Source organism: Actinoplanes sp. NPDC049599 (genome assembly GCF_044465625.1).
Lineage (GTDB): Bacteria > Actinomycetota > Actinomycetes > Mycobacteriales > Micromonosporaceae > Actinoplanes.
The window spans coordinates 83193-95962 of sequence record NZ_JBITLX010000005.1 but is presented as its reverse complement, the minus strand read 5'-3'; the positions used below and the strand labels follow the sequence as shown (position 1 = coordinate 95962).

The 12770-nt window shown below is 73.0% G+C and carries 13 protein-coding genes; 10 read left to right on the top strand and 3 right to left on the bottom strand.

Annotated elements, in window-relative coordinates:
* Positions 1 to 245: 245 nt before the first annotated feature.
* The 7 genes from ACIBQZ_RS11460 (at position 246) to manD (ending at position 7270) form a co-directional block, all read left to right on the top strand.
* Positions 246 to 890, top strand: coding sequence for a DUF4360 domain-containing protein (locus ACIBQZ_RS11460; RefSeq protein WP_396088478.1), 645 nt, complete (start codon positions 246 to 248; stop codon positions 888 to 890).
* 188 nt (positions 891 to 1078) lie between these two features.
* A complete protein-coding gene (locus tag ACIBQZ_RS11455) occupies positions 1079 to 2077 on the top strand; it encodes a LacI family DNA-binding transcriptional regulator (protein ID WP_396088477.1) in 999 nt (332 codons plus the stop codon).
* Positions 2074 to 3270, top strand: coding sequence for an extracellular solute-binding protein (locus tag ACIBQZ_RS11450; protein ID WP_396088476.1), 1197 nt, complete (start codon positions 2074 to 2076; stop codon positions 3268 to 3270). Before ACIBQZ_RS11455 ends, ACIBQZ_RS11450 begins: the two co-directional genes overlap by 4 nt.
* Positions 3267 to 4331, top strand: a complete 1065-nt coding sequence (locus ACIBQZ_RS11445; RefSeq protein WP_396088475.1) for an ABC transporter ATP-binding protein — start codon at positions 3267 to 3269, stop codon at positions 4329 to 4331. Before ACIBQZ_RS11450 ends, ACIBQZ_RS11445 begins: the two co-directional genes overlap by 4 nt.
* On the top strand, positions 4328 to 5221 hold the full coding sequence (locus tag ACIBQZ_RS11440) for an ABC transporter permease (RefSeq protein WP_396088474.1): 894 nt from the start codon (positions 4328 to 4330) through the stop codon (positions 5219 to 5221). The genes ACIBQZ_RS11445 and ACIBQZ_RS11440 overlap by 4 nt, the downstream gene beginning before the upstream one ends.
* Positions 5221 to 6060: an ABC transporter permease gene (locus tag ACIBQZ_RS11435; protein WP_396088473.1), complete on the top strand. Its 840-nt coding sequence runs from the start codon at positions 5221 to 5223 to the stop codon at positions 6058 to 6060. The genes ACIBQZ_RS11440 and ACIBQZ_RS11435 overlap by 1 nt, the downstream gene beginning before the upstream one ends.
* Position 6061: 1 nt before the next feature.
* Complete coding sequence (gene manD, locus ACIBQZ_RS11430; protein WP_396088472.1) at positions 6062 to 7270, top strand: D-mannonate dehydratase ManD; 1209 nt, start codon at positions 6062 to 6064, stop codon at positions 7268 to 7270.
* Here manD and ACIBQZ_RS11425 read toward each other — a convergent pair.
* From ACIBQZ_RS11425 to ACIBQZ_RS11415, 3 genes are read right to left on the bottom strand one after another with little or no spacing between them, the layout of a single operon-like run.
* The gene (locus ACIBQZ_RS11425) at positions 7182 to 7811 is read right to left on the bottom strand and encodes a hypothetical protein (protein ID WP_396088471.1); all 630 of its coding nucleotides are present in this window, start codon (positions 7809 to 7811) and stop codon (positions 7182 to 7184) included. The two genes, manD and ACIBQZ_RS11425, sit on opposite strands and share 89 nt — an antisense overlap.
* A gap of 32 nt (positions 7812 to 7843) precedes the next feature.
* A complete protein-coding gene (locus ACIBQZ_RS11420; protein WP_396088470.1) occupies positions 7844 to 9778 on the bottom strand; it encodes an amylosucrase in 1935 nt (644 codons plus the stop codon).
* Between the two features lie 51 nt (positions 9779 to 9829).
* Entirely contained in the window at positions 9830 to 10204 is a 375-nt protein-coding gene (locus ACIBQZ_RS11415) for a DUF5655 domain-containing protein (protein ID WP_396088469.1), read from the bottom strand.
* 284 nt (positions 10205 to 10488) lie between these two features.
* On the opposite strand from ACIBQZ_RS11415, the gene ACIBQZ_RS11410 reads away from it, so the two are divergent.
* The 3 genes from ACIBQZ_RS11410 (at position 10489) to lexA (ending at position 12607) form a co-directional block, all read left to right on the top strand.
* Positions 10489 to 11496, top strand: coding sequence for a hypothetical protein (locus ACIBQZ_RS11410; protein WP_396088468.1), 1008 nt, complete (start codon positions 10489 to 10491; stop codon positions 11494 to 11496).
* Positions 11489 to 11887: a sigma-70 family RNA polymerase sigma factor gene (locus ACIBQZ_RS11405; protein WP_396088467.1), complete on the top strand. Its 399-nt coding sequence runs from the start codon at positions 11489 to 11491 to the stop codon at positions 11885 to 11887. The genes ACIBQZ_RS11410 and ACIBQZ_RS11405 overlap by 8 nt, the downstream gene beginning before the upstream one ends.
* A 75-nt stretch (positions 11888 to 11962) precedes the next feature.
* On the top strand, positions 11963 to 12607 hold the full coding sequence (lexA, locus tag ACIBQZ_RS11400) for a transcriptional repressor LexA (RefSeq protein WP_396088466.1): 645 nt from the start codon (positions 11963 to 11965) through the stop codon (positions 12605 to 12607).
* The last annotated feature ends 163 nt before the right edge of the window (positions 12608 to 12770 follow it).

Below are 12770 nucleotides of genomic sequence, written 5' to 3'. Positions count from 1 at the left end.
TTGTGTCGCCGGCGCAGACGCGCCGCAGGCCGCCGTACGGGCGCCGGAGAACATCGATCATCGCCAATGCTTGCCCCAGGGGTGGCGGCTGGCTAGCATTTCCCTGGCGTTACACAATCGCGGCACGGGCAGTGCAATAAGACACCGTTGGCAACGATCCCCGATGCATCCTTGCGTCGGGGCACTGGCGGCGGGGCACGCGCGGAATAACTATTTCAGAGGCAGCGTCAAACGAGAGGAATGCAATGACCAAAGGCAGATATACGGCCCTGGCCGTACTCAGTACGGTGCTGGCGCTGTCGCTGTCCACGCCGGCCCGCGCCGCCGCCGACGACGCTCTCGCCGCCGCCGTGCCGGAGGGCGCCGTCACCGTCGAGGTGATCGCCGCCAACGGCTCGGGCTGCGCGCCGGGCACCGCCTCGGTGTTCGCCAACGGCGACAAGTCCGGGTTCCGGATCCGCTACTACGACTTCGTGGCCGAGGCCGGCGGCACCGCCGCTCCCACCGACCGCCGCAAGAACTGCCAGGTCGGCGCGCTCATCACCGTCCCGGCGGGGTGGACGTTCGCCATTGCCAAGGCGGAGTACCGCGGCCGGGCCCGGCTCGCCTCCGGCGCGACGGCCCTGCAGCGCACCAACTACTACTGGCAGGGGTCCTCGCACAACAGCAGCACCGAGGAGACGTTCACCGGTCCCCTCAACGGCTACTGGGACACCAGCGATGTCGCCCCGGTGCTGATCTACTCGCCCTGCAGCGAGCAGCGGGTCCTCAACATCAACACCGAGTTGCGGGTGGACAGCGGCAGCTCCACCAGCAAGAGCAGCATGTCGATGAGGTCGAGCGAGGGTGACGTCGACACCCTGTTCAACTTCAGCTGGACGCGGTGCTGACACCGCACCGACCCGACCAGCACCGGCCGCCCGCGACACCGCGGGCGGCCGGCGCCGTTCTGCAAACGATTTCATCCGCGGCCCCGGCGCGCCCACAGTAATTGATCATCGTCTATTGACAACACTCCGCAAAGGATTTCACACTCTCCGCAGCGCGCCAGTCCCCACCGGACGATGCGGAGGCCCCGATGGCGGTGACGATCAAGGACGTGGCCCGGGCGGCCGGGGTGTCGCCGGCCACGGTCTGCCGCGCGCTGTCGAACCCGGACCTGGTCCGCGCCGAGACCGGCGCCCGGGTCCGGCGCGCCGCCGCCGAGCTCGGCTACTCCCCCAACCGCGCCGCCCGCGGCCTCATCACCGGGCGCACCGGCAACCTCGGGCTGATCGTGCCCGACCTGGCCAACCCGTTCTTCCCGGGGGTGGTCAAGGGCATCCAGGCCCGGGCCCGGGAGGCCGACTACGCGGTCTTCCTGGCCGACACCGACGAGGACCCGGCGGCCGAGGTGCAGCTGGTCCGGACGCTGGCGAAGCAGGTCGACGGGATCGTGCTGTGCTCGCCCCGGATGGGCGAGCGGGAGCTGCGCGACGTCGCCGCGCAGTCCCCGCTGGTCATGCTGAACCGCCGGATCGGCCGGATCCCGTCCGTCACGTTCGCCAACGGCGACGGCATGCGGCAGGCCGTCACCCACCTCACCGCCCTGGGGCACCGGCGGATCGCGTACGTCGCCGGGCCGCGCGCGTCCTGGTCCAACCGGGAACGGATCCGCGGCCTGCGGGCCGTCGGCGCGGCGGCCGGGGTCGAGCTGATCGAGATCGGCCCGGTGCAGCCGCAGTTCGACGGTGGCGTCGCCGCCGCCGACCCGGTGCTCGCCGCCGGGGTCACCGCCGTCATCGCCTACAACGACCTCATCGCACTGGGCCTGCTCAGCCGCTTCACCGCGCGCGGGATCGCGGTGCCCGCCGAGATCAGCGTGCTCGGCTTCGACGACATCCCGATGGCGGGGATGGTGCACCCCTCGCTGACCACCGTCGGGCTGCCGATGGAGTCCTGCGGCCGGGCCGGCGTCGACCTGCTGATCGGCCTGCTGCACGACCCGGCCCGGCACGCCACCGCCCGCCGCGAACTCGCCACGCAACTGATGGTCCGGGCCTCCACCGGCCCGCGCTTGAGAAAGGGCTCCCCATGAAACGCGCCCTCCCCGCCCTCACCGCCCTGCTGCTGCTCACCGCGTGCAGCGCTCCCGACTCCGGAGGCTCCACCGGGGACACCGACGGCCCGGTACCGGCCCGACCCGGCAAGGCCGTCACGCTCAACATCCTCGACGTCGCCGGCAACCTCCAGCTCACCCAGGGCATGATCGACGACTTCGTCAGCAGGAACTCCGGGGTCGTCAGCAAGGTGACGTACTCCAAGTCGCCGGCGCCGGAACTGGTCGGCAAGGTCAAGGCCCAGCAGAACGCGAACCGGGTCGACATCGACCTCGTGCTGACCGGGGTCGACGGGCTCTCCGCGGGCATCGAGCAGGGCCTGTGGAACCCGCTGCTGGCCACGTACGCGGACCGGCTGCCCGGCGTGCGGGACTACCTGCCCGGCGCCGCGGCCATGCAGAAGCTGGCCGGGGACTCCGGGGTGACCGTCACCTACTACCCGTCCGGGCCGCTGATCGAGTATCTGCCGGCCAAGGTGCCGAACCCGCCGAAGACCGCGCCCGAACTGCTCGCCTACGCCAAGGCCAACCCGGGTGCGGTGCAGTACGCCCGGCCGTCGAACTCCGGACCCGGCCGCACGTTCCTGATGGGCCTGCCCTACCTGCTCGGCGACGCCAACCCCAAGGACCCGGTGGCCGGCTGGGACAAGACCTGGGCCTACCTGGCCGAGCTGAACAAGTACGTGACGCTGTACCCGTCCAGCACCGGCGAGACGATGAAGAACCTGGCCAACGGCTCCGCGAAGATCATCGCCTCGACGACCGGCTGGGACATCAACCCGCGGGTGCTCGGCACCGTGCCGAAGGAGGCGAGGATCGGCACGCTGGAGGGCTTCCACTGGGTCACCGACGCGCACTACGCCGTCGTGCCCAAGGGGGTGTCGACCGACAAGCAGGCGGCGGTCCTGCTGCTGCTGGCCCACATGCTCACCAAGGAGCAGCAGGCCAAGGCGTACGACAAGGGCTACTTCTACCCGGGCCCGGCGGTGCAGGGCGTCGACCTGGCGATGGCGCCGCCGGAGAGCCGGGCCGCGATCGAGGAGTTCGGCCGCCCCGAGTACGCCGGGCTGATCGCCGGCCGCCCGCTGGAGGTGCCGCTGGGCTCGAAGGAACTGGTCGCCGCCTTCGACCGGTGGGACCGCGAGATCGGTGGCGCGAAGGTGGCCAAGTGAGCTTCGAGGCCCTGCGCCTGGACGGGGTCAGCCGCAGCTTCGGCGGCCACGAGGCGCTCGCCGGGCTGGACCTGACGATCAAGCGGGGCGAGTTCATCGCCCTGCTGGGCCCCTCCGGCTGCGGCAAGTCCACCGCGCTGAACTGCCTGGCCGGGCTGCTGCCGCTGACCCGCGGCAGCATCTGGCAGGACGGGTCCCGGCTCGACGTGCTGCCGCCGGAACGCCGCGGCTTCGGCATGGTGTTCCAGAACTACGCGCTCTTCCCGCACCTGCCGGTCCGCAAGAACATCGCGTTCGGCCTGCAGATGCGGCGGGTGCCGCGCGCCGAGATCCGCCGCCGGGTGGACGAGGCGCTGCGCCTGGTGCACCTGGAGGACCAGGCGGGCAAGCTGCCCGGCCAGCTCTCCGGCGGCCAGCAGCAACGGGTGGCGATCGCCCGCGCCGTCGTGCTGGAGCCGTCGCTGGTGCTGATGGACGAGCCGCTGTCCAACCTGGACGCCAAGCTGCGGCTGGAGATGCGCACCGAGATCCGGCGGCTGCACCAGTCCCTCGGACTCACCACTGTGTACGTCACGCACGACCAGGAGGAGGCGCTGTCGCTGGCGGACCGGCTGGTGGTGCTGCGCGACGGCCGGGTGCAGCAGATCGGCACGCCGGAGCAGCTGCACACCGAGCCGGCGAACTGGCACGTGGCCGACTTCATGGGCTATCGCAACCTGCTGCCGCTGCGCGCCGGGCCGCGGCGGGACGCCAGCATCGTCGTTGAGGTCGACGGCCGGGAGCTGCTCGGCACCCCGGTCGGCGAGTTCCCCCCGGGCAGCGACGTGATCGCCGGGATCCGCCCGGAGGACCTGCGCATCGGCCCGGCCGGCGGCGCCGGCCTGCCGGCCACCGTGGAGGTGGTCGAGTACCAGGGCCGCGAGGTCGCCGTCGAGGCCCGGACCGGCGGCGGCATCCCGCTGCACCTGCGCTCGGCGGACCGGCCGGCGCTCGGCGACCGGATCACCGTCAGCGCCGAGCCCGGGCGGCTGCTGGTCTTCCCGGCCGGGGACCCGCGATGACGGCGGTGCTGGACCGGCCCGCGCTGCGGCACCGGCTCGCCGAGCGCGGCGTGGACCGGCAGTTGCTGTTGCTGCTGCCCGCGGCGTTGTTCGTGGTCACCCTGTTCATCTACCCCTTCCTGTACGGCGTGGGCCTGTCGTTCCAGCCGAACCGGGGCGGGACGCTGGGGGCGTACCGGGAGTTCTTCACCGACGCGTACCTGCGGGACACGATCCTCACCACGTTGCGGCTGTCGCTGCCGGCGGCGCTGCTGAACGTGGCGGCTTCGGTGCCCATCGCGTACCGGATGCGCGGCCGGTTCCGCGGCAAGCGGTTGCTGACCACCCTGCTGGTCGTGCCGATCACCCTGGGCACCGTGCTGACCGCGCAGGGCCTGCTGAACTTCCTCGGCCCGACCGGCTGGTTCAACCGGACGCTGCTGAGCACCGGCCTGGCCGACACGCCGGTGCGCCTCACCAACAACTACTGGGGCGTGTTCTTCTCGCTGGTCATCACCGGCTTCCCGTTCGCCTTCCTGCTGGTGCTCTCCTACCTGTCCGGGATCGACCCGAGTCTCGAGAAGGCGGCGGCGACCCTCGGCGCCGGCCGCTGGCAGCGGTTCCGGCGGATCACGCTGCCGCTGCTGGCCCCCGGGCTGGCCACCACCTTCTGCCTGACCTTCGTGCTGGCGTTCAGCGTGTTCCCGTCGGCGGTGCTGGTCGGCGACCCGGCCGGCACCACCCGGGTGATGTCCATCGCCGCCTACGACGCCGCGTACGTGCGCTACGACTACCCGCTCGCCTCGGCGGTGGCCGTGCTGATGGGCCTGGTCGAGCTGCTGGTCATCGCCGCGGTGCTGGGCTGGCGGGCGCTGCTCTACACCGGATCGACGGCCGGCGGGAAGGGCTGATGGCGACCCGGCGGGCGATCGTGGCGACCCCGGCGGCGTGGCTGGTCTGGGGCACGGTCGTCGCGTTCTTCATCTTCCTGGCCGGGGTCATCGGCTCGGTGGTGGTCAGCTCGTTCGGCACCCGGTGGTTCGACACCTGGCTGCCGCTGGGCTGGACCCCGGACTGGTACGCCCAGGCCTGGGACGAGTTCACCCTGCTGCCGGTGCTGATCGTGACCCTGGAGGTGTCGGCGCTGGTGGTGGGCATCGCGGTGCTGATCGGGGTGCCGGCCGCGTACGTGCTGGCCCGGCGCAGCTTCCCCGGGCGCCGGCTGCTCTACCTGCTGTTCCTGCTGCCGATCCTGATGCCACCGATCACCTACGGCATCCCGCTGGCGACCGTGCTCTACAAGTACGGCTTCGCGGGCAACCTCTCCGGCGTGGTGCTGGCCAACCTGGTGCCGTCGGTGCCGTTCGTGATCCTGACCATGACGCCGTTCATCGAGCAGATCGACCCGGCGGTGGAACGGGCCGCCCGGATGTGCGGCGCCGGCACCCGGCAGGTGTTCGTCCGCATCCTGGCGCCGCTGCTGGTGCCGGGCATCCTGGCCGCCTCGATCCTGGTGCTGGTCCGCACCGTGGGCATGTTCGAGCTGACCTTCCTGACCGCCGGGCCGGACTCGCAGACGCTGGTCGTCGCCCTCTACTACTCGATGTCGGCGGCCGGCATCCGGGCCCAGCAGTCGATCGACGCGATGGCGGTCATCTACACGTCGATGATGCTGGTGCTGCTCGTGCTGGCGCTGCGCTTCGTCAACCCGACCCAGCTGGTGGCCCGGGTCCGCGACGAGGGCGACTGAGATGCGCATCGCCGGGGCCCGGGTGATCGTGACCTGCCCGGGGCGCAACTTCGTGACCCTGAAGATCGTCACCGACGAGGGGCTGACCGGGGTCGGCGACGCCACCCTGAACGGCCGCGAGCTGGCGGTCGCGGCGTACCTGAGCGAGCACGTCGTGCCGTTGCTCACCGGCCGGGACCCGGCCCGGATCGAGGACACCTGGCAGCTGCTCTACCAGGGCGCGTACTGGCGGCGCGGGCCGGTGACGATGAGCGCGATCGCCGCCGTGGACACCGCGCTGTGGGATCTCAAGGGCAAGGTCGCCGGGCTGCCGGTCTACCAGCTGCTGGGCGGGCGCAGCCGGGACGGCGTGACGGTCTACGGCCACGCCGCCGCGGAGACCGTCGACGGCGTGCTGACCGACGTGGCCCGGCTGGTCGGCGCCGGCTACCGGGCGGTCCGGGTGCAGACCGGGGTGCCCGGCCTCACCGGCACGTACGGCGTGAGCGCGGACGCCCGCACCTACGAGCCGGCCGGGTCGGCGCTGCCCGCCGAGACGAGGTGGTCGACGCCGCGGTACCTGGCGCACGTACCGGGGGTCTTCGCCCGGGTCCGCGCCGAGTTCGGCCCCGAGCTGCGGCTGCTGCACGACGCGCACCACCGGCTGACCCCGATCGAGGCCGCCGCGCTGGGCCGGTCGCTGGAGCCGTACGGGCTGACCTGGCTGGAGGACCCGGTGCCGGCGGAGCTGCAGGAGGGCTACCGGCTGATCCGGCGGCACACCACCACGCCGCTCGCGGTCGGCGAGGTGTTCAACAGCGTCTGGGACTGCCGGACGCTGATCACCGAGCAGCTCATCGACTACATCCGGACCAGCGTGGTGCACGCCGGCGGGATCACCCACCTGCGCCGCATCCTCGACCTGGCCGGGCTGCACCACGTGCGCAGCGGCTCGCACGGCGCGACGGACCTGTCACCGGTGTGCCTGGCGGCGGCACTGCACGTCGACCTGAGCATCCCGAACTTCGGGCTCCAGGAGTACATGCCGCACAGCGCGGAGACGGACGCGGTGTTCCCGCACACCTACCGGTACGCCGACGGCTACCTGCACCCGTCCGAGGAGCCGGGGCTGGGCGTGGACCTCAATGAGGAGCTGGCGGCGAGATATCCGTACCGGCCGGCGTCGCTGCCGGTGAACCGGCTGGAGGACGGGACCGTGCATGGGTGGTGAGCGCCGTGCGCCGGCCGCGCGCATGGCCCAGGAAGGTGCCGCCGACGGTGACCCCGGCCGCCGCGATGGTCGCGACCATCTCCGCGTTGTCGCGGTCCCACCAGATCCAGGCCAGCCCGACCAGGGACGCCCCGCCGAGCAACGACCAGCCGAAGATCTCGTCGGTGTGCCGGAGGGAGTCGCTCGACGCCTCCGAGCTGAGCCAGTGGTGCCAGACGTGAGCCAGGCCGATGCCCAGCGCGGCCACGATCAGCGAGATCGACGCGGTCCTCCGCTCGCTGTCGTCGATCATGAGCAGGGCAGCCGCGACGGCGGCGGCCACCGAGAACGCCGCCAGCCAGCCGTCGAACCGGGAGAAGCCGGCCTGCCGTCCGCTCCCGTGACCGATCTTGGCGCCGCCGAAGGTCGCCAGCGGGGCCGCGAGCACCGCGGACCCTTCGGCGACGCCCGGCTCCGCGGCTCCGGCGATGCCCACCAGCCCGACGGTGTAGGCGCCGACCACGATGATCAGACCGAGTGTGTGCTCCTCCAGCCTTCGCATCCGCTCATCGTCCTATCGGCGGGCAGATCGACTCAACGCTGGACCAGCCAGGCGAAGCCCAGGCCGGGCAGGTGCGCGCGGCCCTCGTGGACCGTCAGCGGCCCGTCGCTGCTCAGCGCGGTCTCCAGCCAGCCGAGGTGGCCGAACGTGGCCGTGTCGACCGTCTGCGGCTCTTCGGAGAAGTTCGCCAGCCCGACGAAGTGGCCGCTGCGCGGGTGCCGCCGGCGCCAGGCGAAGACCGCGCCGTTGTCGACGCCGAGCACCGCGATCTCGCCGCCGGTCCGCAGCGCCAGCAGGTCCTTGCGGGCCGCCGAGAGCCGCCGCATCCAGGCGAACACCCGGCCCGGCACCGTCGCCGGGTCGTGCCGCTGCTCGGCGGCCACCCAGTCCATCCGCGGGCGGTGCATCCACCGGTTGTCGTCGGCCAGGGCCGGGTCGTCGCGGTACGAGGCGTCGTTGGTCAGCGCCAGCTCGTCGCCCATGTAGATCAGCGGGATGCCCCCGTACGCGAAGGCCACGCTGTAGAGCAGCACCAGCCGGCGGATCGCCCGGTCCCGTTCGGCCGGCGTGCCGGCCGCCTCCAGGCCGCACAGCGACGCGGCCGAGCCGGAGATCCGGGCGTCGCCGGTCTCCGGGTTCTCCTGGAAGAGCGCCCCGCGGGCGTACGACTGCCAGTAGTCGCCGGAGTAGAACTTGTTGAGGAAGTTGCGGTGGTTCCACCAGTCCCAGCCGACCGCCGCGGCGTCCTCGGCGCTGATCGCCCAGCCGATGTCGTCGTGCCCGCGCACGTAGGTCACCCAGGACGCCTCGGCCGGGATCTCCCGCATCCGGCCCAGCGACTGGGCCATCAGCCGGGCGTCGCGGGTGGCCAGGCTGCTCCACAGCAGCACCATGAGCTGGTTGTGGTAGGCCAGCTCGCACTCCGGCCGGTAGCGCTCGTGGCCGCCGAGGTAGGGCACCAGGTCGTCGGGGGCCACGATGGCCTCGGCCTTGAAGATGACCCCGGGCGCGGCCAGCCGGGTCAGCGCGTGCAGCGCCTGCACCAGCAGGTGCACCTCGGGCTGGTTCATGCAGGTGGTGCCGAGCCGCTTCCAGATGAACGGCACCGCGTCCAGCCGGAAGATGTCGATGCCCTGGTTGGCCAGCCACAGGATGGTCTCCAGCATGGCCTGGAACACCGCGGGATTGCGGTAGTCCAGGTCCCACTGGTAGCTCCAGAAGGTCGTCCAGACCCAGGCGCCCAGCTCCTCGGAGTAGGTGAAGGACCCGGGCGCGCGGTCCGGGAAGACCGGCACGATCGTGCGCTCGTAGGCGTCCGGCTGCTCGCGGTCGGGGAACTTCAGGTAGAAGTTCTCGTACGCCGGGTCGCCGGCCGCCCAGCCCCGGGCCCACGGGTGCTCCATGGCGGTGTGGTTGAGCACCAGGTCCACGCAGAGGCTCATGCCGCGCGCCCGCAGCGCCTCCGCCACCGCGGCCAGGTCCGCCATGCTGCCCAGCCGCGGGTCCACCTCGCGGTAGTCCATCACCGCGTAGCCGCCGTCGTTCTCGCCGGGCCGGGGCTTGAGCAGCGGCATCAGGTGCAGGTACGTCACACCCAGCTCGTCCAGGTAGTCCAGCTTGCCCGGCAGCTCGGCGAGGGTGCCGGCGAACCGGTCGGCGTAGCAGACGTAGCCGACCATCCGGGCGCGCTGGTACCAGTTGCGGTCCACCTCCCGCCGGCGGTCGAGGTCACGCAGCGGGTCCGGGCGTTGTTCCGCCGCGGCCAGGGCGACCTGGACCATCCGGTCGAGCAGCGGCTCGCCGTAGACGGCGTCCAGCGGCTCGAAGATGTCCAGCAGGGAGGTCTCGAGGCGGGCCAGGAACGCCACCGCGCCGGTGTGCCCGAGGCGCCGGGTCGCGTCCTCGGTCAGCGCGGGAAGCAGCTGCCGGAGGGCGTCGGCGGCCCGGCGGCGAACGGCGATCTCCATCGGCTCACCGTACGACACGGCGCGGGCTGCGGGGCACGACTCGACGGGCGCTCATCCGGCCCGCTCGGCGGCCTCCCGCAGCCAGCCCGCCACCTCGTCGTCGAGCTCGCCGATCCGGTGCACCTCCAGGTGGTGCATCCACTGCCGCGGCGCGGGGTGGGCGACCTCCTTGAAGCGGGGCGAGGGGTCCCGCCGGCCGAGGGCGATCGAGAGCACCACCTCGGCACCCGGCCTGGCCAGATACTGCCCGGGCCGCCAGAGCGCGGCGAAACCGCGGCGGCGGCGGAAGGCGACCTGGCTCTTGGTGATCCGTACGCCGAACGGCCCGATCGCGGTCAGCATCGTGCACACCCGGTCGTACGCGGCGCGCGCCGCGTCGTGGCCGGCGAAGAACTCGTCGGCGCTCACCGCGGTGCCGGCAGCCACCCGGTCAGCGTACCGCCGTGGGGTCTCGCCGGGCCCGCGGCGCGTCGCTCACAGTGGACAGACCTCCGCCCGGGGAGACAAAGCCCTCGGCACCACCTGGCTGTGAACCCGGCGCCGGGTGAAATCGGTGTCCGGCGGCACGGCCGGATGCGCGGCCAGGGTGCCCGACAGAGGCGCTGTCGCCTTTGCCGGTTGTGGCGGCTGTGCAGGTTGTCACAGCTTCGGATTGCCGACATGGCCCGGGGGCGGCGGGTGCGAGCCTCGGCTCTCCATCCCACGTCGCAGTGGAGACCGAGTTGCTCGACAACGGTCATGTCGGCGATCTCGCCGGCCCGTACGCGATCGACGCCTGTTCGGCCGAGGAGGCGCGGTCGGTCGCCGGGCACGCGAGCGGCTGCCCGGCGTGCGCGGCCGAGATCGCCCGGCTGCGGCAGGCGGCCGGCTGGATCGGGGCGTCCGCGGCCCGCGCCCCGGCGCCCGGGCTGCGCTCCCGCGTGCTGGCCGCCGCCCTCGCCGCGCGACCGGCCGACCACACCGGCCCGCGCGACGCCGCCGAGCTCGGCCGGCTGACCGAGCTGTACCGGACCCGGGTCGCGGAGCTGGACCGGCTGGTGAGCGAGCTGTCGCCGGCGCACTGGCAGCTCCCGTCGGCCCCGCACGGCTCGCTGCGCGAGCTGATGGTGCACCTGCACGCCAACGACGGGCTGGTCGCCACCGCGGCCGGCCTCGACCCGTCCCCGGTCGACGCCCGGTCGCCGGCGGACGTACGGCTGAGCTGGCGCCGCCAGGCCGGCGCTCTCGTCGAGGTGGTCGGCCGCCGGGGCAGCCGGCTGCGGGAGCGGCAGGTGCCGCTGGCCGGGCGCCGGGCGATCCGGCGCCCCCTGCGCGAGGCCCTGATCCAGCGGGGTTTTGAGACCTGGACCCACGCGGAGGACGTCCGGCGGGTGCTGGACCTGCCGCCGCGTCGGCCCGGCGGGCAGCAGATCGCCGACATCGTCGGGTTTGCGCTGCCGCTGCTGCCGGCCGCGCTGGCGGCCGCCGGCCGGGCCCACCCGGGCCGGGCGGTCCGGCTGGCGCTGACCGGCGAGGGCGGCGGGATCCACCTGGTCGGGCTCTCCCCCGCGGCCCCGACCGGCGGTGCCGTGGTCGCGGAGATCTCGCTGCCCGCGGAGCGGTTCTGCCGGCTGCTGGCCGGCCGGCTCACCGGCCCGGCGGCGCACGCCGAGATCGGCGGGGACCCGGCCGTCGCCGCGGACTTCCTGGCCGTGGCCGCGACGATGGGATGTGACTGACGTGCGCGCGCTCCCGGTGGAGAACGACGTGCGGCTGCACGCGGCGCTCGTCGCCGGCTCCGAGGAGGCGCAGGAGCGGGCCCGGACGGCCGCCGGGCAGGCGGTGCCGCACCAGGTCGAGGAGGACGTGCTGGCCGCGGCGGCGGCCCGGCAGGTGCGGCAGGCGGTGGCCGACCTGCCGGCCGCGCACCGGCAGGCGATCCTGCTGGCGTACTACGACGGCCTGACCTACCGGGAAGTCGCCCAGGCGCTGGACATTCCGGAGGGGACGGCCAAGTGGCGGCTGCGCACGGCTCTGCACCGCATCGGCGAGCGGCTCCGGGCGGAGGGCTTCGACGACGCCGGGCCCGTGGCGCTGGCCGACCGCGGCCCCGCACCGCCTCTGGTTTAAGGGGGCACGAAGCCGGGCCGCCGGCCCCGGGCGTGCCGGGACGCGAGTTGGCCGGGCATAGGTCAAGATCATGGGGTGCTACCGGCTGAGGACCTCGACACGTCCACGCTCACCTCCCGGCAGCGGGCGATCCTGTCCGTGATCCGGGACTGGGCCGTGCGATACGGCCACGCGCCGTCCACCCGCGAGATCGGCGACGCGGTGGGGCTGGCCTCGACGTCGTCGGTCAGCAGGCACCTGCGCGTGCTGGAGGAGCGGGACTTCCTGCGCCGGGGCCGCGCCGTGACCCGGCCGATCGACGTGCGGATGTTCCTGGCGCCGGCGGACCGGCCCGGCGGCGACGCGGCGACCGTGGGCGTGCCGCTGCTCGGCGCCATCGCGGCCGGCAGCCCGATCATGGCGGACCAGGAGCTGGAAGACACCCTCACGCTGCCCCGGGACCTGGTCGGCCGGGGCACCCTGTTCTGCCTGCGGGTCCAGGGCGACTCGATGATCGACGCGGCGATCTGCGACGGCGACATCGTGGTGGTGCGGCAACAGCCCGAGGCGTACAACGGGGACATCGTGGCCGCGATGATCGACGAGGAGGCCACGGTGAAGGTCTTCCGGCGCCGGGGCGGGCACGTGCTGCTGGAGCCGCGCAACCCGGCGTACGAGCCGATCAACGGCGACCGCGCGGTGATCCTGGGCAAGATCGTCTCGGTGCTGCGCCGGGTCTAGGCCCACGTCCTCCGGCCAGGGTCCGGACTTGGGCGGCGAGCATCCGCTGCCTGAGCGGCCTGCAGTGCACTGCCACGACGTCTGGGCCGTGGTCGGTGACGGACCCGGCCACACCTGGACGGTCGACAACCCGCTGGCCACCGCCGAGATCGAGCGGAAGATC

Bases quoted from the DNA above. Each gene is read 5' to 3' on its own strand.
- ACIBQZ_RS11460 (WP_396088478.1), top strand. From the start codon at position 246: ATGACCAAAGGCAGATATACGGCCCTGGCCGTACTCAGTACGGTGCTG.
- ACIBQZ_RS11455 (WP_396088477.1), top strand. From the start codon at position 1,079: ATGGCGGTGACGATCAAGGACGTGGCCCGGGCGGCCGGGGTGTCGCCG.
- ACIBQZ_RS11450 (WP_396088476.1), top strand. From the start codon at position 2,074: ATGAAACGCGCCCTCCCCGCCCTCACCGCCCTGCTGCTGCTCACCGCG.
- ACIBQZ_RS11440 (WP_396088474.1), top strand. From the start codon at position 4,328: ATGACGGCGGTGCTGGACCGGCCCGCGCTGCGGCACCGGCTCGCCGAG.
- ACIBQZ_RS11435 (WP_396088473.1), top strand. From the start codon at position 5,221: ATGGCGACCCGGCGGGCGATCGTGGCGACCCCGGCGGCGTGGCTGGTC.
- manD (WP_396088472.1), top strand. From the start codon at position 6,062: ATGCGCATCGCCGGGGCCCGGGTGATCGTGACCTGCCCGGGGCGCAAC.
- ACIBQZ_RS11425 (WP_396088471.1), bottom strand. From the start codon at position 7,811: ATGCGAAGGCTGGAGGAGCACACACTCGGTCTGATCATCGTGGTCGGC.
- ACIBQZ_RS11420 (WP_396088470.1), bottom strand. From the start codon at position 9,778: ATGGAGATCGCCGTTCGCCGCCGGGCCGCCGACGCCCTCCGGCAGCTG.